Source organism: uncultured Microbacterium sp., assembly GCF_947489255.1.
Classification (GTDB): Bacteria; Actinomycetota; Actinomycetes; order Actinomycetales; family Microbacteriaceae; genus Microbacterium; species Microbacterium phycohabitans.
The window spans coordinates 390,763-407,735 of record NZ_CANLCY010000004.1 but is presented as its reverse complement, the minus strand read 5'-3'; the positions used below and the strand labels follow the sequence as shown (position 1 = coordinate 407,735).

The 16,973-nt window shown below is 70.3% G+C and carries 20 protein-coding genes; 5 read left to right on the top strand and 15 right to left on the bottom strand.

Annotation, left to right across the window (positions count from 1 at the left end; translation table 11 throughout):
* Positions 1 to 33: 33 nt before the first annotated feature.
* The 9 genes from recA to dapA form a co-directional block, all read right to left on the bottom strand.
* A complete protein-coding gene (recA, locus tag Q0818_RS12310; RefSeq protein ID WP_298875181.1) occupies positions 34 to 1,086 on the bottom strand; it encodes a recombinase RecA in 1,053 nt (350 codons plus the stop codon).
* 318 nt (positions 1,087 to 1,404) lie between these two features.
* Entirely contained in the window at positions 1,405 to 1,629 is a 225-nt protein-coding gene (locus Q0818_RS12305) for a DUF3046 domain-containing protein (RefSeq protein WP_076674742.1), read from the bottom strand.
* A 12-nt stretch (positions 1,630 to 1,641) separates the two neighbouring features.
* Positions 1,642 to 1,950, bottom strand: coding sequence for a helix-turn-helix transcriptional regulator (locus tag Q0818_RS12300; protein ID WP_298875173.1), 309 nt, complete (start codon positions 1,948 to 1,950; stop codon positions 1,642 to 1,644).
* Between the two features lie 173 nt (positions 1,951 to 2,123).
* Positions 2,124 to 2,651: a CinA family protein gene (locus tag Q0818_RS12295; protein WP_298875169.1), complete on the bottom strand. Its 528-nt coding sequence runs from the start codon at positions 2,649 to 2,651 to the stop codon at positions 2,124 to 2,126.
* Positions 2,648 to 3,235 carry a CDP-diacylglycerol--glycerol-3-phosphate 3-phosphatidyltransferase gene (gene pgsA / locus Q0818_RS12290; RefSeq protein WP_298875166.1) on the bottom strand — a complete coding sequence of 196 codons (588 nt, stop codon included), beginning with the start codon at positions 3,233 to 3,235 and terminating at the stop codon, positions 2,648 to 2,650. Before pgsA ends, Q0818_RS12295 begins: the two co-directional genes overlap by 4 nt.
* Complete coding sequence (locus tag Q0818_RS12285) at positions 3,235 to 5,949, bottom strand: DNA translocase FtsK (protein WP_298875163.1); 2,715 nt, start codon at positions 5,947 to 5,949, stop codon at positions 3,235 to 3,237. Before Q0818_RS12285 ends, pgsA begins: the two co-directional genes overlap by 1 nt.
* A gap of 50 nt (positions 5,950 to 5,999) precedes the next feature.
* Positions 6,000 to 6,491: a GNAT family N-acetyltransferase gene (locus Q0818_RS12280; RefSeq protein WP_298875160.1), complete on the bottom strand. Its 492-nt coding sequence runs from the start codon at positions 6,489 to 6,491 to the stop codon at positions 6,000 to 6,002.
* Positions 6,492 to 6,704: 213 nt separating this feature from the next.
* Complete coding sequence (locus Q0818_RS12275) at positions 6,705 to 8,381, bottom strand: ribonuclease J (RefSeq protein WP_298875156.1); 1,677 nt, start codon at positions 8,379 to 8,381, stop codon at positions 6,705 to 6,707.
* Between the two features lie 106 nt (positions 8,382 to 8,487).
* Entirely contained in the window at positions 8,488 to 9,465 is a 978-nt protein-coding gene (dapA, locus tag Q0818_RS12270) for a 4-hydroxy-tetrahydrodipicolinate synthase (protein WP_058232286.1), read from the bottom strand.
* A gap of 95 nt (positions 9,466 to 9,560) precedes the next feature.
* On the opposite strand from dapA, the gene Q0818_RS12265 reads away from it, so the two are divergent.
* The gene (locus Q0818_RS12265; RefSeq protein WP_298875149.1) at positions 9,561 to 10,097 is read left to right on the top strand and encodes an NUDIX hydrolase; all 537 of its coding nucleotides are present in this window, start codon (positions 9,561 to 9,563) and stop codon (positions 10,095 to 10,097) included.
* A gap of 93 nt (positions 10,098 to 10,190) precedes the next feature.
* Here the strand turns inward: Q0818_RS12265 and Q0818_RS12260 are convergent, their stop codons facing one another.
* From Q0818_RS12260 to Q0818_RS12250, 3 genes are read right to left on the bottom strand one after another with little or no spacing between them, the layout of a single operon-like run.
* Positions 10,191 to 10,949, bottom strand: a complete 759-nt coding sequence (locus tag Q0818_RS12260) for an SDR family NAD(P)-dependent oxidoreductase (RefSeq protein ID WP_298875146.1) — start codon at positions 10,947 to 10,949, stop codon at positions 10,191 to 10,193.
* Between the two features lies 1 nt (position 10,950).
* Positions 10,951 to 11,448: a dihydrofolate reductase gene (locus Q0818_RS12255; protein ID WP_298875143.1), complete on the bottom strand. Its 498-nt coding sequence runs from the start codon at positions 11,446 to 11,448 to the stop codon at positions 10,951 to 10,953.
* A complete protein-coding gene (locus Q0818_RS12250; protein ID WP_298875769.1) occupies positions 11,445 to 12,251 on the bottom strand; it encodes a thymidylate synthase in 807 nt (268 codons plus the stop codon). Before Q0818_RS12250 ends, Q0818_RS12255 begins: the two co-directional genes overlap by 4 nt.
* A 204-nt stretch (positions 12,252 to 12,455) precedes the next feature.
* On the opposite strand from Q0818_RS12250, the gene Q0818_RS12245 reads away from it, so the two are divergent.
* The 4 genes from Q0818_RS12245 (at position 12,456) to Q0818_RS12230 (ending at position 14,895) form a co-directional block, all read left to right on the top strand.
* On the top strand, positions 12,456 to 12,893 hold the full coding sequence (locus Q0818_RS12245) for a thioredoxin family protein (RefSeq protein ID WP_298875140.1): 438 nt from the start codon (positions 12,456 to 12,458) through the stop codon (positions 12,891 to 12,893).
* Complete coding sequence (locus Q0818_RS12240) at positions 12,886 to 13,455, top strand: DUF4395 domain-containing protein (protein ID WP_298875137.1); 570 nt, start codon at positions 12,886 to 12,888, stop codon at positions 13,453 to 13,455. The genes Q0818_RS12245 and Q0818_RS12240 overlap by 8 nt, the downstream gene beginning before the upstream one ends.
* 107 nt (positions 13,456 to 13,562) lie before the next feature.
* Entirely contained in the window at positions 13,563 to 13,988 is a 426-nt protein-coding gene (locus tag Q0818_RS12235) for an OsmC family peroxiredoxin (RefSeq protein WP_298875133.1), read from the top strand.
* Entirely contained in the window at positions 13,981 to 14,895 is a 915-nt protein-coding gene (locus Q0818_RS12230) for a TIGR01777 family oxidoreductase (protein WP_298875131.1), read from the top strand. The genes Q0818_RS12235 and Q0818_RS12230 overlap by 8 nt, the downstream gene beginning before the upstream one ends.
* A 32-nt stretch (positions 14,896 to 14,927) precedes the next feature.
* Here the strand turns inward: Q0818_RS12230 and Q0818_RS12225 are convergent, their stop codons facing one another.
* The 3 genes from Q0818_RS12225 to Q0818_RS12215 form a co-directional block, all read right to left on the bottom strand.
* Positions 14,928 to 15,380: a hypothetical protein gene (locus tag Q0818_RS12225; RefSeq protein WP_298875128.1), complete on the bottom strand. Its 453-nt coding sequence runs from the start codon at positions 15,378 to 15,380 to the stop codon at positions 14,928 to 14,930.
* Positions 15,377 to 16,189 (bottom strand): 4-hydroxy-tetrahydrodipicolinate reductase, encoded by an 813-nt coding sequence (gene dapB / locus Q0818_RS12220; RefSeq protein ID WP_298875125.1) that lies wholly within the window; start codon positions 16,187 to 16,189, stop codon positions 15,377 to 15,379. Before dapB ends, Q0818_RS12225 begins: the two co-directional genes overlap by 4 nt.
* 108 nt (positions 16,190 to 16,297) lie before the next feature.
* A complete protein-coding gene (locus Q0818_RS12215) occupies positions 16,298 to 16,900 on the bottom strand; it encodes a histidine phosphatase family protein (RefSeq protein ID WP_298875122.1) in 603 nt (200 codons plus the stop codon).
* Positions 16,901 to 16,973 lie beyond the last annotated feature (73 nt).

Here is a 16,973-nt window from a genome sequence, read left to right as displayed (position 1 = left end):
GCGGACGAACGGGGCCCCGTGCGTCGACGCTCATCAGGCCGGGCGGCGCTGGGCCAGCTCGTCGTCGGCGGGTGCGGCCACCGGAGGTGCTCCACCGATACCGAGCTTGGACTTGATCTTCGACTCGATCTCGGCCGCGACATCGGGGTTCTTGATGAGGAAGTTGCGGGCGTTCTCCTTGCCCTGCCCGAGCTGCTCGCCCTCGTAGGTGTACCACGCGCCGGACTTCTTCACGATGGCGTGCTCGACGCCGAAATCGATCAGGCTGCCCTCTCGCGAAATGCCCACGCCGTAGAGGATGTCGAACTCGGCCTGCTTGAACGGCGGGGCCATCTTGTTCTTGACGACCTTCACGCGGGTGCGGTTACCGACCGCCTCGGTGCCGTCTTTCAACGTTTCGATACGACGGATGTCGAGGCGCACGGAGGCGTAGAACTTCAGCGCCTTTCCACCCGCCGTCGTCTCGGGAGAACCGAAGAAGACACCGATCTTCTCGCGCAGCTGGTTGATGAAGATCGCCGTCGTCTTGGTGGTGTTCAGACCACCCGTCAGCTTGCGGAGCGCCTGCGACATGAGGCGCGCCTGGAGACCGACGTGAGAGTCGCCCATCTCGCCCTTGATCTCGGCCTCGGGCACGAGGGCGGCGACGGAGTCGATGACGACGAGGTCGATCGCCCCGGAACGGATCAGCATGTCGGCGATCTCGAGCGCCTGCTCACCCGTGTCGGGCTGCGACACGAGCAGGGCGTCGATGTCGACGCCGAGCTTCTTGGCGTACTCGGGGTCGAGCGCGTGCTCGGCGTCGATGAATGCGGCGATGCCACCGGCACGCTGCGCATTGGCGATGGCGTGGAGCGTCAGCGTCGTCTTACCCGACGACTCCGGTCCGTAGATCTCGATGATGCGGCCACGAGGCAGGCCGCCGATGCCGAGGGCCACGTCGAGGGCGACGGAGCCGGTGGGGATGGTCTCGATCGGGGCGCGATCGTCGCTGCCCAGTCGCATGACCGAGCCCTTTCCGAACTGCCGGTCGATCTGCGCCAGGGCCGATTCAAGGGCCTTTTCGCGCTCTGCGGGTGAGGGCATGACGTCTTCTTTCTGCTCGCGTTCCGGTCGCCTATAGGCTGTCGCGTCTCCCACCGACGATGGGGGTACCCGACAAGGCGTTCAGAGTGTCGTTCGACGTTCACCACGTTAGAGAGGGCCTCCGACATTGGAGTCGGAAGATGGTCCTTCTGTGGATGAACGGTCCACGAACCTCGTTGTGCAGGAGCCTACGCCCGAATCGAACGTAGATTCGATGACACGCCGTGAATTCAACCGCGAGAGCCGAAGACGAAACGACTCGCCGCCCGGATCGCCCGCGTCACGCTCGAGACCGCGCGCGGCGCTCCTCGACCCGCGTCAGGAGCGACGCGGTTCGAGCCGGCCGACGCCGTAACGACGGTTCTCGGGCACGTCGGTCTCGGCGCAGAGCGCCAGCCACACCTCGCGGGGGTCGACGCCGGCCGCGAGTGCATCGACGCTCGTGCGTCCACCCACGGCCGACAACACGAGGTCGGTCAGGAGAGACCCGCCACGAGCGCCGAACTCATCGGCGACGGCGCGATCGAATTCACTGCGACGCATGCGGACGCGTCGTCAGCGCAAAGACAGCTCGGGCTCGACCGCGGCGACCAGGTCGTCGGGTACGACGTCGGGGAAGGACTGCAGGCCCTCGAGCACGGACAGCCGATCGCCCACCTGACGCATGATGGTCGAGATGGGCACGTCGAGCGCTTCAGCCACCGACGCGAGGATCTCGCTCGAGGCTTCCTTCTGACCGCGCTCGACCTCGCTGAGATAGCCGAGCGCGACGCTTGCGCGACTGGCGACCTGGCGGAGGGTACGGCCCTTCTGCTGGCGGAGGTCACGCAGGACTTCGCCGATCTCTTGACGAACCAGGATCATTTTGGGGCCCTCCTCACTGCTGATTCCGTCGCTGCCCGGATGAGCAACTGTAGAACACCATCTGTGGTCACCCTAATGCCGCGCGCTGTGCACCGGATGGGAATCGCTGGACGAAACCGGAGTGTGCGATCATTTGTTCCCGCACTCGGCGTCGATGCTCCACGGCCGAGGAATCACAGAGCGGCGAGGACGCGCCGGATGGCCAGATGAGTGCTCTCCCGGCGGATGCGATCGCGATCTCCCGCGATCACGAGCGAGTCGACCCGGGTGCCCAGCGGCGTGGACACCGCGATGTGCACCGTGCCGACGGGCTGCCCGTCCTGCTCGTCGGGACCGGCGACTCCGGTCGTCGCGACACCGACGTCGGCCGGAACGCCGTCCGCTCCCAGGGCATCCCGCACTCCGCGCGCCATCTGGCGGGCGACGCGGGGATGGACGGCACCGTGCGCGTCGAGCAGAGTCTGATCGACCCCGAGCACGCTGTGCTTGAGATCGGTCGCGTAGGCGACCACTCCCCCGCGTACCACGCGCGACGCACCCGGAACGTCGACCAGCGAAGCGACGACGAGACCCCCGGTGAGCGACTCCGCGACGGCGATGGTCCACCCCAGTTCGGCGAGCCTGTCCAGCAGCACCGCTGCACTCTCGCGAGGATCGCGGACGAGCGTCTCGTCGAGGTCGTCGGGCACGCCGTCGATCATCGACGGCCCCGACTCCGGCGCGCGGCACGGACTTCGGTCACGACGTAGTCGATGCCGGAAGCGATCGTCAGGATGACGGCGATCGTCATGGTGATGACCGAGACCCACCAGACGGTGCTCTGCCAGGCGCCCGCATCCGACAGACCGGCGAACGGGATGAGGGCGATCGAGAGGGCGACGGCCTGGAAGACGGTCTTGAGCTTGCCCATCCACGCCGCGGCGAGCACGTGGTTGCTCACGACGATGAACCGGTAGATCGTGATGCCGATCTCGCGGACCAGCACGACGATCGTCACCCACCAGGGCAGTTCACCGAGGATCGACAGCCCGACGAACGCCACGCCCGTGAGGGCTTTGTCGGCGATCGGATCGAGGAGCTTGCCGAGGTCGCTGACGATCTCGTACCGCCGGGCGATGTACCCGTCGACGCCGTCCGTGGCGATGGCGACGATGAACAGGACGGCGGCGGTCCAGCGGAGCGCACCGCCCTGACCCTCGTCGGCCAGCAGCAACCACAGGAACACCGGCGCGCACAGGATGCGCACGATCGTGATCGCGTTGGGGAGCTGCGGGTGCACGGCCATCAGTCGCGTCCCGTCAGCTGCCAGGCGTCTTCGGAGCCCTCGTCGTCTTCGACGACGGGGAGCCCTTCGTACTGCGCCTCGATCGGATCCTCGCCGTACCGATCATCGTCGGCCGGGGCCGCCGGCGCCTCGGGCGCCTCGTCACCGCGCAGGCGCGCGAGGACGGCGGGCAGCTGCTCGTTCGTGACCAGGACGTCGCGGGCCTTGGACCCCTCGGAGGGGCCGACGATCTCGCGCGACTCCAGCAGGTCCATGAGGCGACCCGCCTTCGCGAAGCCGACGCGGAGCTTGCGCTGCAACATGGAGGTCGATCCGAACTGCGTCGACACCACGAGCTCTGCCGCAGCCAGGAGGAGCTCGAGATCGTCGCCGATGTCGGCGTCGATTTCTTTCTTCTCCGCGGCCGCCTGCACATCGGCGCGGTACTCGGGACGAGCCTGCTGCGTGACGTGCGCGACGACCTTCTCGATCTCCTGCTCGCTCACCCACGCGCCCTGGACGCGCACGGCCTTCGACGCCCCCATGGGCAGGAACAGGCCGTCGCCCTGGCCGATGAGCCGGTCGGCCCCCGGCTGGTCGAGGATGACGCGGGAGTCCGTGACGCTCGTCACGGCGAAGGCGAGTCGCGACGGGACGTTCGCCTTGATCAGACCCGTCACGACGTCGACCGACGGGCGCTGCGTCGCCAGGACGAGGTGGATGCCGCTCGCGCGGGCGAGCTGGGTGATGCGGACGATCGAGTCCTCCACGTCGCGGGGAGCGACCATCATGAGGTCGGCGAGCTCGTCGACGACCACCAGCAGGTAGGGGTAGGGCTTGAGCACCCGTTCACTGCCGGCCGGCAGCTGGATCTCCCCCGCGACGACGGCCCTGTTGAAGTCGTCGATGTGACGGAACCCGAACGACGCGAGGTCGTCGTAGCGCATGTCCATCTCTTTCACGACCCACTGCAGCGCCTCGGCGGCCTTCTTGGGGTTCGTGATGATCGGGGTGATGAGGTGAGGCACGCCCGCGTAGGACGTGAGCTCGACGCGCTTGGGGTCGATGAGCACCATGCGCACATCGGACGGCTTGGCGCGCATCAGCAGGCTGGTGATCATCGAGTTGACGAAGCTCGACTTACCGGACCCCGTCGAACCGGCGACGAGCAGGTGGGGCATCTTCGCCAGGTTGGCGACGACGAAGCCGCCACCGACGTCTTTGCCCACTCCGATGGTCATCGGATGCGTCGACGAGGTCGCGGCATCCGATCGGAGGATGTCGCCGAGGGTCACGATCTCGCGGTCGGCGTTCGGGATCTCGACACCGATCGCGCTCTTGCCGGGGATCGGAGCGAGGATGCGCACCTCGTTGGAGGCGACGGCGTAGGCGATGTTGTTGGTCAGGGCGGTGATGCGCTCGACCTTGACCCCGGGCCCGACCTCGATCTCGTACTGCGTCACGGTCGGACCGCGCGAGAACCCGGTCACGCGCGCGTCGACCTTGAACTGCTCCATCACGCTCTCGATGGCGGCGACCACCGCGTCGTTCGCCGCGGAGCGGGCCTTGGGGGGCGTCCCGGTCGCCAGCGCCGTGACGGCGGGCAGGCGGTAGTTCGCGGCGGGCGGGGCGCCCGCACTGTCGCCGCCGAGCCCCGAGATGCCCGGCAGGTCGTCGTCGCCGCCCAGATCGATCGGCGAGTCGTCGCGCAGGCCGCGGCCCGAGACGGCACCGGCGAGCGCGCTCGCATCGAACACCTCGGTGAGGGCGTCGGGTGCGGGCGGGAGCGGTGGCGGGGTCGGCGCCTTGGTACGAGGGGCGACGGGCTCGGGTTCGACCACCGCCGACTCGAAACCGCCCTGCGTCGTGCCGGGCGAGAGCAGCGTCGTGAGGTCGTCGGAGCCGAGGGAGCCGTCGGTGTCTTCTTCGCGGCCCGACTTGTTGCGTCGCCACCAGGGCAACGACTTCTCCGCGGGGTCGTCGTCGGCGTCGTCGACGGGGAGGACCTTCGTGGTGGCATCGGACTGCTCCGCCCGCTCTACCCCGAACATCCAGGCGTAGAGATCGCCGAGTCGACGTCCGATGCGGTTGGGGGGCGTTTTGGTGAGGATCAGCACGCTGAGCACGGCCAGGAGCGACAACGCGATGTACGCCCCCACGTCGGTGAGCGCGATGGCCAGGGGCTCCCCCACGATCCAGCCGGCGATACCGCCGGCCGGGCTGATGGCGGGCAGACCGCCCTCGCTGGGGACCGGACGCCCGCCGGCGACGTGGCAGAACCCGGCGAGCGTCACGATGAACAGCCCGAATCCGATGCCGACGCGTCCGTTGTCGTGCACCGAGGCGGGATGCCGGAAGAGCCAGCCCGCCAGCAGGAGGAGCAGGACGGGGAGCACGAAGGCGACGCGGCCGAAGAGGGCGCCGAAGCTGTAGGCGCTAATCAGTGCGGCCGCTTCAGTGCCGATGAAGAACCACTCCACGACCGCGCCGAGGACGGCCAGCACGACCAGGAAGAACGGGAAGCCGTCGCGACGCTGATCGCGTTCGAGGTTCTCGGGGCCGAACGCCCGGAACATGCCACCGACGCCGTGGGCCACCGCCATCCACGCGCGTGCGAGGACCGGAGGCTTCTCGGGCTCGTCGACGTAGCGCTTCGGCGCGGGCGCCGATGCTTTCGATCGCGACGACCCCTTCGCGGGGGCGCGACCGCCGGACGGGGACGAGGTGCGAGCCATGCCTCCACGGTAGGCGCGACCTCCGACATTCGCAGGTACCGACGCGGGGTTCAGCGCAGGCGCTTGACCATGACGTCGCGGCCGATGCCCCGACGCACGACGGCGAAACCCTCGGATCGGTACAGCGACACGGCGAAGTTGTCGCGCTCCACGCTGAGGCTGATGCGGGCGTATCCCTCGCCGCGCGCGTGGTCGACGAGCCGTTGCAGCAGGGCACGCCCCGTTCCGTGCGAGCGCCAGACGGGCCGTACGCCGATGATGAGCTCCGGCACGCCCGTGCCGATCCACCCGAACCCGGGCTCGTCGCGCGGCAGCATGCGGTACCAGGCGGCGCCGACCGCCTCACCCGTCGGCGATTCGGCCACGAAACCCGCATCCCCCGGGCGCTGCCACCCGGCGATGTAACGGCGATGGTCGGGACTGCTCAGCACCTCGTGGCGGGGGCGGGCTCCGCCGGCGCGCCAGTTGGCGGCCTCGACGGTCATGTCGGCGAGGAAGGCGCCGTCGGAACGGACAGCCGCACGGATCGGGACACCGGGCATGCCCGCATGATAGCGAGCGAGCGACCTCGCCGTGCGATCGTGACGACCGCCCCGGCGCCCCGCGACCGGCATCCACGCCCCGGCGGACGGCACCACCGCGGACGGCACCCCGCCCAGGAGCCCGCACCCGCACCCCGAAGGACCCGCCGCCGCCGAGGGCACCCTGGGAACGGCGGAGCGCCACGGGGCGATCCCCGCGGCGCTCCCCGATGCTCAGGCCTCGATGACCATCGGCACGATCATGGGCCGACGACGCAGCGACTGGTTGACCCAGCGTCCGATCGTGCGACGCACGACCTGCGACAGGGCGTGGTTGTCGCGCACGCCCGACTTCGCCGCCTCGGCGAGTGCCGCGGCGATCTTCGGCTTGACACTGTCGAAGACCTTGTCGTCCTCCGCGACGCCGCGCGCGTGGATCTCGGGCCCGGACACGATCCTGCCCGTCGCCGAATCGACGACGACGATGACCGAGATGAAGCCCTCCTCGCCGAGGATGCGACGATCCTTGAGGTCGGCATCCGTGATCTCGCCCACCGACGAGCCGTCGACGTACACGAAGCCGATGTCGACCTGGCCGACGACCTCGGCGACGCCGTCGCGCAGATCGACGACCGTGCCGTTCTCGCCGAGGATGGTGTTCTTCTCCGGGATGCCGGTCTCGCGGGCGAGCTTGGCGTTCGCCATGAGGTGGCGGTACTCGCCGTGCACGGGCAGCACGTTCTTCGGCTTCAGGATGTTGTAGCAGTACAGCAACTCGCCCGCCGCGGCGTGGCCCGAGACGTGCACCTTCGCGTTGCCCTTGTGCACCACGGTCGCACCGAGCTTGGTGAGCCCGTCGATCACGCGGTAGATGGCGTTCTCGTTCCCGGGGATCTGGCTGGATGCCAGGATGATCGTGTCGCCCTCGCCCGGCTCGATCGCGTGGTCGAGGTTGGCCATGCGGCTGAGCACGGCCATCGGCTCGCCCTGCGAGCCGGTCGACATGTAGACGATCTTGTCGTCGGGCAGATCGCGCGCCTTCTTGTAGTCGATGAGCACACCGTCGGGCACGTTCAGGTAGCCGAGGTCGGCGGCGATGCCCATGTTGCGCACCATGCTGCGCCCGAGCAGGGCCACGCGGCGACCGTTGGCGTGCGCGGCGTCGAGCACCTGCTGCACGCGGTGCACGTGGCTGGAGAAGCTCGCGACCACGACGCGACGCGGCGCCTTGGCGATCACCTGGTCGAGCACCGGCCCGATGCCCCGCTCGGTGGGCGTGAACCCGGGCACGTCCGCGTTGGTGGAGTCCACCAGGAACAGGTCGACGCCCTCTTCACCGAGCCGCGCGAAGGCGCGGAGGTCGGTGATGCGGCCGTCGAGCGGCAGCTGGTCCATCTTGAAGTCGCCGGTGGCGAGAACCAGACCCGCGGGCGTGCGGATGGCGACGGCGAGGGCATCGGGGATCGAGTGGTTGACCGCGACGAACTCGAGGTCGAAGGGGCCGACCTGCTCGCGCTGGCCCTCCTTCACCGTGAGCGTGTAGGGCCGGATGCGGTGCTCCTTGAGCTTCGCCTCGATGAGGGCGAGCGTGAGACCCGAACCGATGAGGGGGATGTCGCCCTTGAGCTTGAGCAGATACGGAACGGCGCCGATGTGGTCCTCGTGGCCGTGCGTCAGCACAACGCCGACGATGTCGTCGAGTCGGTGTCTGATCGGCTCGAAGTCGGGCAGGATCAGGTCGACGCCGGGCTGGTGCTCCTCGGGGAAGAGGACGCCGCAGTCGACGACGAGCAGCTTGCCGTCGTACTCGAAGACGGTCATGTTGCGACCGACCTCGCCGAGGCCGCCGAGCGGGATGACGCGGAGGGTGCCCGCGGCGAGCGCGGGCGGGTCGAACGGGGTAGTGGGCATGTGAGCCTCCTCGGATGCCGCCTCGCGGCATCCATCTTCGTGTCGGATGCCGTTTCGCGGCATCCTTCTCGTGGCGCCCAGGCCGCGGTTCGGCGGACGCCGATGCTTATCTCGTCGTGCCGTGCACCTTCGGCAGCGCGCCGCCGGCGGCCGCGTTGCGGTCGGGGCGGAAGTTGGAGAAGTCGGCGCCGGCCACGTTCTTCACGAGGGCCAGTTCGTCTTCGATGACGGCGGCTTCCCACTCCTCCGGCCCGACGAGGGGCAGGCGGACGCGGGGGCTGCCGATGCGGCCGAGGCCGTGCAGGATGTACTTCGCCGCGACGGTGCCGGGGACGTGCGTCATGACCGCCCGCACGAGCGGCTCGAGGCCCTTGTGCGCGGCGGTGGCCGACGCCAGATCGCCCGCGTTCACGGCATCCACGATGGTGCGGTAGGGCGCGGCGGCGATGTTCGCCGTCACGCCGATGAGCCCCGAGGCGCCGATCGACAGGTGGGGCAGGACGTTGGCGTCGTCACCGGAGAAGTACATCAGGTCGGTCTGGTTGAGCACGCGGCTGACCTCGCTGAAGTCGCCCTTGGCGTCTTTGATGGCGAGGATGTTGGGGTGCTTCGCGAGGCGCAGGATGGTCTCGTACTTGATGGGCACGCCGGTGCGACCGGGGATGTCGTAGAGGATCACCGGCAGGTCGGTGGCGTCGGCGACGAGACGGAAATGGGTCAGGATGCCGGCCTGCGTGGGCTTGTTGTAGTAGGGCGTGACGATCATGATGCCGTCGGCGCCGGCCTTCTCGCTCGCCTTGTAGAGCTCGATCGCGTGCGCGGTCTCGTTCGAGCCACCGCCCGTGATGATCTTGGCGCGACCGGCGGAGACGCTCTTGCCGACTTCGACGAGCCGGAGCTTCTCGGGGTCGGTCAGGGTCGAGGTCTCGCCCGTGGTGCCCGTGACGACGATGCCGTCGGCTCCCGCGGTGATGACGTCGTCGATGTGCTTCTCGGTGGCGGGCCAATCGACTTCGCCGTCGGCGGTCATCGGAGTGATGAGCGCGACGAGCACCTGACCGAAGGGATTGCCGGAGTGCGTCATGCTCCCAGGTTATCGGTTCGAGGGCCCCCTCCCCCGGCGTCCACCGCGGTCGGTGTGAACAATGCGTGACGGCGGGGGCGTCCTAGGGTGAGCGCATGGCCTGGACGACCCGCGCGACGCGCACCGTGTACGAGAATCCCTGGATCCACGTTCGGGAGGACGAGGTGACCGGGCCGCACGGCGACGGCATCTACGGCGTCGTGCGCATGCAGAACCCCGCGGTCTTCGTCGTCGCTCTCGACGACGACGAGCGCGTCTGCTTCGTGGAGCTCGAGCGGTACACGACCGGGCGTTCGCTCGAGATCCCCGCGGGCGGGTCCGACGGGGAGGATCCTCTCGTCGCGGCGCAGCGCGAGCTCCTCGAGGAGGCCGGGGTGACGGCATCCGAGTGGCACGACCTCGGAACGATGAACGCCCTCAACGGCATCGCCGAGGCCCCCGAGCACGTCTTCCTCGCCCGCGGCCTGTCGATGACGGATGCCACGCACTCGCAGCACGAGGAGGGGATCGACGCCGTGCGATGGCTCCCGTTCGCCGACGCTCTCGCGTCGATCGCTGCGGGCGGGATCACCGACGGGGAGACGATCGCCGCCCTCGCGTTCGCCGGGATCCGGCTCGGGCGGTTCCGCTGACGCGGATGCATGTGGAGCGCCCGCGCGGCGCCGCACCCGCGGCGGTCGCGCCGGGCCCGCGGCGGGGCCGCCGTCGCCTCCGGCCTGGTCGGGTCAGCGCCCGCGCGACGCCGCGCGCACGAGCACCGCGTCGGGCAGCAGGCGCGAGCCGGCGACCAGCAGCTTGTACCGCCACGACGGCACCGACACCGAACGACCCCGCGCGGCGTCGCGCAGACCCTCGCGCACGACGGTGGCCGCGTCGAGCCACAGGCGGTCGGGAACGCCCTCCTGCCCGGGCGGGAGGCCGAGTCGCGCATGGAAGTCGGTGTGCACGAAGCCCGGGCACACGGCCGTCACGGTCACCCCGCGCGGCCCGTACACGACGTTCGCCCACCGGCTGAACGAGATGAGCCACCCCTTCGCGGCGCCGTAGGTCCCCCGCGGGACGAACCCGGCGACGGAGGCGACGTTGACGATGCGGCCGCTCCCCCGCGACAGCATGGGGGTCAGCGCCGCGTGCGTGAGCCGCATCGCGGCCTCCACGTGCAGTCGCAGGTGGCGCACCTCGGCATCGACGTCGTTCTTCTCGAAGGCGAGGTCGAGCCCGAACCCCGCGTTGTTGACGAGCACGTCGATGTCGCCGGCGCGGAGGCGCTCCTCGACGCGGGCGAGGGCGTCGGGCTCGAGGAGGTCGGCGACGACCACCTCGGCCGTGACGCCGTGACGTTCGCGCACCTCGGCGGCGATGGCCTCGAGCGCCGCCTCGTCGCGGGCGACGAGAACGACGTCGGCTCCGCGCGCGGCGAGCTGTCGGACGAACTCGGCTCCGAGGCCCGAGCTCGCGCCCGTGATCACCGCGGTCCGCGCCATGTCAGTCTCCTCGCCGGTACGTCTCGAAGCGGTACCGGATGCCGCTGCGCGACGTGCGCCACCCCTCGACGGGGTCGGCGGCGACCTGCCGCCACCCCCGGGTGGAGGGCGCTCGGGTGTCGCCCTCGACGGCGAGGTCGAGACGCGTCACCTCGAGGACGTCGGCGCGGTCCACCGCCTCGGCGTAGAGCATGCCGCCCCCGATGACCCAGACCTCACCATCGCCGGCCAGCTCGAGAGCCTCGTCGAGCGACCCGGCGCGCTCCGCCCCCTCGGCGGCCCACGCGTCGGATCGCGTCACCACGATGTTCCGCCGCCCCGGGAGCGGACGGAACCGCGGGGGCAGCGACTCCCAGGTGCGCCGGCCCATGATCACGTCGTGCGACCCCGTGATCTCGCGGAAGTGCGCCATGTCTTCGGGCACGTGCCACGGCATCCCGCCGTCCGCCCCGATGACGCCCTCGAGGGCCTCGGCCCAGACCAGACCGACCGAGGTCATACGGCGACGGCCGCGCGGATGGCGGGGTGGTGCTGATAGCCCTCGACGACGATGTCGTCGTAGGTGTAGTCGAAGATCGAGTCGGGGGTGCGAGCGAACCGCAGCACGGGAGCGGGGTACGCCTCTCGCGTGAGCTGCTCGGCCACCTGCTCGCGGTGGTTGTCGTAGATGTGGCAGTCGCCGCCGGTCCAGACGAACTCGCCCGGCTCGAGGCCCGTCTGCTGCGCGATCATCATCGTCAGCAGAGCGTAGGACGCGATGTTGAAGGGGACGCCGAGGAACATGTCGGCGCTGCGCTGGTAGAGCTGGCACGACAGCTTGCCGTCGGCCACGTAGAACTGGAAGAGCGCGTGGCACGGGGCGAGGGCCATGTCGGGGATGTCGGCCGGGTTCCACGCCGACACGATCAGCCGCCGCGAGTCGGGATCGCGACGGATCTGCTCGACGACCTGGGCGATCTGGTCGATGGTGCCGCCGTCGGCCGTCGGCCAGGAGCGCCACTGCACCCCGTAGACCGGGCCCAGCTCGCCGTCGGCGTCGGCCCACTCGTCCCAGATCGAGACGCCGTTCTGCTGCAGCCACGAGACGTTGGACTCGCCGCGCAGGAACCACAGCAGTTCGTACACGATCGACTTGAGGTGAACGCGCTTGGTCGTCACCAGGGGGAAGCCCTCGGCGAGGTCGAACCGGATCTGCCGGCCGAACACGCTCGTGGTGCCCGTACCGGTGCGATCGGACTTGTGCACGCCCCGCTCGAGGACGTCGCGGAGCAGGTCTTCGTAGGGCGTCGGGGTGTCGGCGATCACGCGCTTCACGATACCCGCGTGGACCCCCGCTCCGCCGCTCGTCCACACCTGTCCCGCGGGGGCGCACCCTGGGGAGGAGGTTCCCGCTCCTCCCGGGCCGACCGGATGCCGCTGAGCCCCGCCCGTGAGAACGCTGAGCGGGAGCGTCATGCGAGGACTCATCGGCCCGCGGCCCCTCACGGCGCACTACCGTTGACCGTCGTGAACCTGACCATCGCCCTCCTCTCGATCGCGGCTCTCGTCGTGGTGGCGACGGCCGCGGGCCTCCTCCTGCGCCGCCGCGACGGCCGCGCGCGCATCGTCGATTCGGCCGAGGTCGTCGATCCGCGCCGTCTGGGCGCCGACGCTCTGGGCGAGGAAGCGACTCTGCTGCAGTTCAGCACCGAGATGTGCACGCGCTGCCCGGGTGTGCACCGCATGCTCGGCGAGGTCGCCGACAGCCGTGACGGCGTGCGTCATCTCGACGTCGACCTCACGCACCGCCCCGACATCGCTCAGCACTTCCGCGTGCTGCAGACGCCCACCACCCTCGTTCTCGATCGCCGTGGCGTCGTGCGCACGCGCTTCGGTGGAACGCCCGGACGTGCAGTCATCGAACTCGAACTGGACACCCTTCAGAAGGAGGCCGCCCGTGCCTGACGTCTCGCGCATCGACGCCCGCGGCCCCCGGTTCGCGGCATCCATCACCGCCGTTCTGCTGCTCGTCGCGACGCTGCTGAGCCTGATCGGCCTCTCGACGCGCACCGAGGTGGCGTTCTCCGCCACCCAGCCGGCATCGGGTCGGACGTTCGTCGGGACGACCTCGGCGCTCGCCCAGGCCTCACTCGCGGAGCGCGCGGCCGATCCGGGCTTCCTGCTGCTCCTCGTCGTCGCGCTGCTGTTCGTCTGGGGCGTCGTCGCTCCTCGCACCGCGCCGTGGAGCGTGCTCTACCGCCGGGTCGTGCAGCCTCGGCTGGCTCCGCCGACCGACTTCGAGGATCCGCGCCCGCCGCGCTTCGCGCAGGGCGTGGGGCTGTTCGTCTCCGCCGTGGGGCTGCTCCTGCACCTCGCCGGTGTGCCCTGGGCCCTGCCGATCGCGGCAGCGATGGCCTTCGTCGCCGCGTTCCTGAACGCCGTCTTCGGGCTGTGCCTCGGGTGCCAGCTGTACCTCGTCCTCCAGCGCGCGGGACTGCTCGGCCGCCGCGGGCCCGCCACCGCCTGAGCGGTTCGTGAGACGGGGCTGTCAAGTCCCGCGCGTCGTCGGAACGCCTCGTTAGGCTGGCCGCGTCGCGGTCACCACCGACCGCGCCGGATCAACGGAGGTTCCCCATGGCCGTCACGAGCGAAGCCAACACCGCCTGGAAGGGCAGCCTGTTCGAGGGATCGGGCGAGGTCACGTTCACCTCGTCGGGCATCGGCACGTTCGACGTCAACTGGAAGGCTCGCAGCGAGGGCTCGAGCTCGGTCACCACGCCCGAGGAGCTGCTCGCGGGCGCCCACTCGGCGTGCTTCAGCATGGCGCTGTCGAACGCCCTCGCCGACAACGGCACCCCGCCCACGTCGGTCGACACGACCGCGTCGATCACCTTCAAGCCCGGCACCGGCATCACCGGCAGCCACCTCAACGTCAACGCCGTCGTCCCCGACCTCGACGACGCCACCTTCCAGAAGATCGCCGCCGACGCCAAGGCGAACTGCCCCGTGTCGCAGGCGCTCGCCGGTATCGACATCACCCTCGAGGCGACGCTTGCCTGAGACCCCGGCCCGACGCGTCGTCATCGCCGGCGCGTCGGGCCTCATCGGCTCGGCGCTCGCGGACTCCCTGCGCAACGACGGCGTCGAGGTCGTCTCGCTCGTGCGTCACGCCCCCTCGGCACCGCACGAGCGGCAGTGGCTGCAGGATGCCGCTCCTCTCGACCCCGACGTCATCGCCGGGGCCGACGCGGTGGTGTGCCTCAACGGCGCCTCGATCGGCCACTTCCCGTGGACCCCGTCGTACAAGTCGACGCTGCTGTGGTCGCGGGTGACGCCGACGCGCACGCTGGCCGCCGCCGTCCGCGCTCTCGGCGACGACGCTCCGGCGCTCGTCAACGCGAGCGCGACCGGCTTCTACGGCTCTCAGCCGGGCGTCGAGCTCACCGAGTCCTCACCGCGCGGAAGAGGCCTGCTCGTCGACATCTGCGTGGACTGGGAAGCGGCCGCCCGCGATGCCGGCGACAAAGCCCGCGTCGCCCTCCTGCGCACCGCTCCCGTCGTGCACGAACAGGGCGTGCTCAAACCGCTCCTGCTCCTCACCAAGCTCGGCATCTCGGGGCCCATCGGACGCGGGACCCAGGTGTGGCCGTGGATCTCGCTCGACGACGAGGTGCGTGCGATCCGTCACGTGATCGACTCCGACATCGACGGTCCCGTCAACCTGACCGGTCCGACCCGCGCGACGGCGAACGACCTCGGCTTCGCCCTGGCGCGGCGCATGAACCGTCCCTTTGTTCTGCGCGCGCCGATCTGGGGCGTCAAGCTCGCCCTCGGAACGGATGCCACCGAGGCACTGCTCACCTCCGACGCCGATGTGAAGCCGACGGTCCTGAACGAGACCGGCTTCTCCTTCACTCACCGCACGGTCGAAGACGCGGTCGCGTCGGCCGTGCCCGCAGCCGGCTGACGACGAGGCGGCGGGGCGACGACGGCACGGAGTCAGCGCCCGCGTCGCTCCTCCGCCTCGAGACGTATCGCGGTGCGCACCGCGTCACGCGCGCGTCGCCGGTCGCCCGCGGCGTCGTAGGCCAGCGCGAGACGGTAACGGGCCCGCCAATCGGCGGGGTCCGCCTCGACGTCTGCCCGATAGCGCGGGAACAGCGCGTCGCCGTCGGCGCGTTCGATGCGACCGCTCGGCCGCACGGGGAGGTCTTCGTCGGGCAGACCGCCCTCGGCGTCGAGCCTCTCACCGATCTGCTGCGCCCGAACCCCGAACCACAGCTCGCGGCCGATCGCCCAGAGGGCCAGGAGGGGAAGGACGAGCAGCGCGACGCCCATCACGACGCCGACGGTCTCTCCGCTGGAGAGCAGGACGAGCGCCCGCTGCCCCGCCAGAACGACGTAGAGCAGGAGCAGCACCGTCATGACGGCGACGGCGATGCGGACCCTCATGCGCTCGTCGCGCTCGCGACCTGACCCGAGACGTCGCCGTCGGAGACGGGCGCGCCGGTCTCGACCGGCCGCGTGCGCACGCCGATGTCGATGAAGCTGTCGAGACCGATGGTGACGCCCCGTGCCGCGCGCGCCGCCGCGAGGGCGATGCGGATCCCGGGCGCGTACGCCGTTGTCGGGTCGATCGTGTCGTGCACGATGGTCAGCGATTCCCCCGCGCCCGAGAGCACGGTCTCCTGGCGGGCGACGACGCCCGGACGACGCAGCGAGTGGATGGGGACGGATGCCACGCGCTGTCCGCGAGCGCGCTGATCGACGTGCGGCGACTCGACGGGCCCGACGTCGGCGCGGGCCGCGGCGATGAGCTCGGCCGTGCGCACCGCGGTGCCGCTGGGCGAGTCGACCTTCGTGTCGCGGTGGGCCTCGACGATCTCGATCGACGGGAAGAACGGGGCCGCGGCGGCCGCCAGCGCGCTGCCGATCACCGACCCGAGCGAGAAGTTGGGGATGAACACGACGCCCGTGCCGGCCGCCTCGGCGAGCGGACGCACGAGGGCGATGCGCTCGTTGGACCACCCCGACGTGCCGACGAGCACGTTGACGCCCCGATCGATCGCGGCGCGGACGACGTCGATGGACACCGCCGGCGTCGAGGCGTCGACCACGAGGTCGGCCCCGTCGAGCTCGGCGAGGTCGGACTGCGAGCCCAGCACGGCGGCGACCTCGTATCCGTCTTCGCCCTCGACGACCTCGCGGATCACTCCGCCGAGCTTGCCGGTTCCGCCCACGATGGCAACGCGTGTGGTCATGCCTCCAGCCTAGGCGTCGGCGGCCCCGCCGGTCCGGCGCCGTCCACAGACGCGCCGCGCGGGCGGCATCCGGATCAGACGGGCAGCGGCATCACGCGGGTAGCGGCATCACACGGGCAGCGGGTCGACCAGTCCGGTGCGCAGCTCGACCGGCAGGTGCGCGAGGTCGTTGTGCGACAACAGCGTCCAGGGGCGACCCTTCTTCTGCGCGATGACCGTGAGACCGCAGTACGCCTGGTTGATCGTCATCCAGCGCCAGTCGGGAGCCTGCAGCACCTCGCGCACGAACCACGAGATGACGAAGTTGTGGGTGATGACCAGCTCGTGCACCTCCCCCGCCTTGCGGGCGAGGAACTCGGCGGTCGCGTCGGCCATCTGCGCGCGTCCCGCGTCGATCTCGGCCTCGGTCACCGAGCCGAAGAAGGGCTCGTAGGCGGCGGGTGTCTCGGGCGTCATCCCGGTCGGGACGCAGTCGAACAACAGCGCCGATGACTCCGGCGCCACCGACGGAAGGCGGTCGGCGACGGCGCGCGCCGTCTGCGCGGCCCGCTCGAGGGGCGAGTGCCACACCGCGTCGAGGGGAAGGCCCGACAGGCGGTCGGCGAGCAACGCGGCCTGGCGCTGACCCCGCGGCGACAGAGGGCCGTCGGTGAGTCCATGCTCGGCATCCTGGTGCTCGCCATGGCGCACCAGGTAGATGTAGTGCGTCACGTCAGCTCACCCCGTTGTCGATCTGCCGTCCCCCGGCCGGTCCTCCCAGCCTACGTCACGCTCCGCAGGGGGC

What these genes read in the sequence shown, in the direction of transcription:
- Q0818_RS12305 (WP_076674742.1), bottom strand. Translation starts at nt 1,629, where the DNA reads ATGCGTCGCAGTGAATTCGATCGCGCCGTCGCCGATGAGTTCGGCGCT.
- Q0818_RS12285 (WP_298875163.1), bottom strand. Translation starts at nt 5,949, where the DNA reads ATGGCTCGCACCTCGTCCCCGTCCGGCGGTCGCGCCCCCGCGAAGGGG.
- Q0818_RS12275 (WP_298875156.1), bottom strand. Translation starts at nt 8,381, where the DNA reads ATGCCCACTACCCCGTTCGACCCGCCCGCGCTCGCCGCGGGCACCCTC.
- Q0818_RS12265 (WP_298875149.1), top strand. Translation starts at nt 9,561, where the DNA reads ATGGCCTGGACGACCCGCGCGACGCGCACCGTGTACGAGAATCCCTGG.
- dapB (WP_298875125.1), bottom strand. Translation starts at nt 16,189, where the DNA reads ATGACCACACGCGTTGCCATCGTGGGCGGAACCGGCAAGCTCGGCGGA.
- recA (WP_298875181.1), bottom strand. Translation starts at nt 1,086, where the DNA reads ATGCCCTCACCCGCAGAGCGCGAAAAGGCCCTTGAATCGGCCCTGGCG.
- Q0818_RS12280 (WP_298875160.1), bottom strand. Translation starts at nt 6,491, where the DNA reads ATGCCCGGTGTCCCGATCCGTGCGGCTGTCCGTTCCGACGGCGCCTTC.
- pgsA (WP_298875166.1), bottom strand. Translation starts at nt 3,235, where the DNA reads ATGGCCGTGCACCCGCAGCTCCCCAACGCGATCACGATCGTGCGCATC.
- Q0818_RS12295 (WP_298875169.1), bottom strand. Translation starts at nt 2,651, where the DNA reads ATGATCGACGGCGTGCCCGACGACCTCGACGAGACGCTCGTCCGCGAT.
- dapA (WP_058232286.1), bottom strand. Translation starts at nt 9,465, where the DNA reads ATGACGCACTCCGGCAATCCCTTCGGTCAGGTGCTCGTCGCGCTCATC.
- Q0818_RS12225 (WP_298875128.1), bottom strand. Translation starts at nt 15,380, where the DNA reads ATGAGGGTCCGCATCGCCGTCGCCGTCATGACGGTGCTGCTCCTGCTC.
- Q0818_RS12235 (WP_298875133.1), top strand. Translation starts at nt 13,563, where the DNA reads ATGGCCGTCACGAGCGAAGCCAACACCGCCTGGAAGGGCAGCCTGTTC.
- Q0818_RS12255 (WP_298875143.1), bottom strand. Translation starts at nt 11,448, where the DNA reads ATGACCTCGGTCGGTCTGGTCTGGGCCGAGGCCCTCGAGGGCGTCATC.
- Q0818_RS12300 (WP_298875173.1), bottom strand. Translation starts at nt 1,950, where the DNA reads ATGATCCTGGTTCGTCAAGAGATCGGCGAAGTCCTGCGTGACCTCCGC.
- Q0818_RS12260 (WP_298875146.1), bottom strand. Translation starts at nt 10,949, where the DNA reads ATGGCGCGGACCGCGGTGATCACGGGCGCGAGCTCGGGCCTCGGAGCC.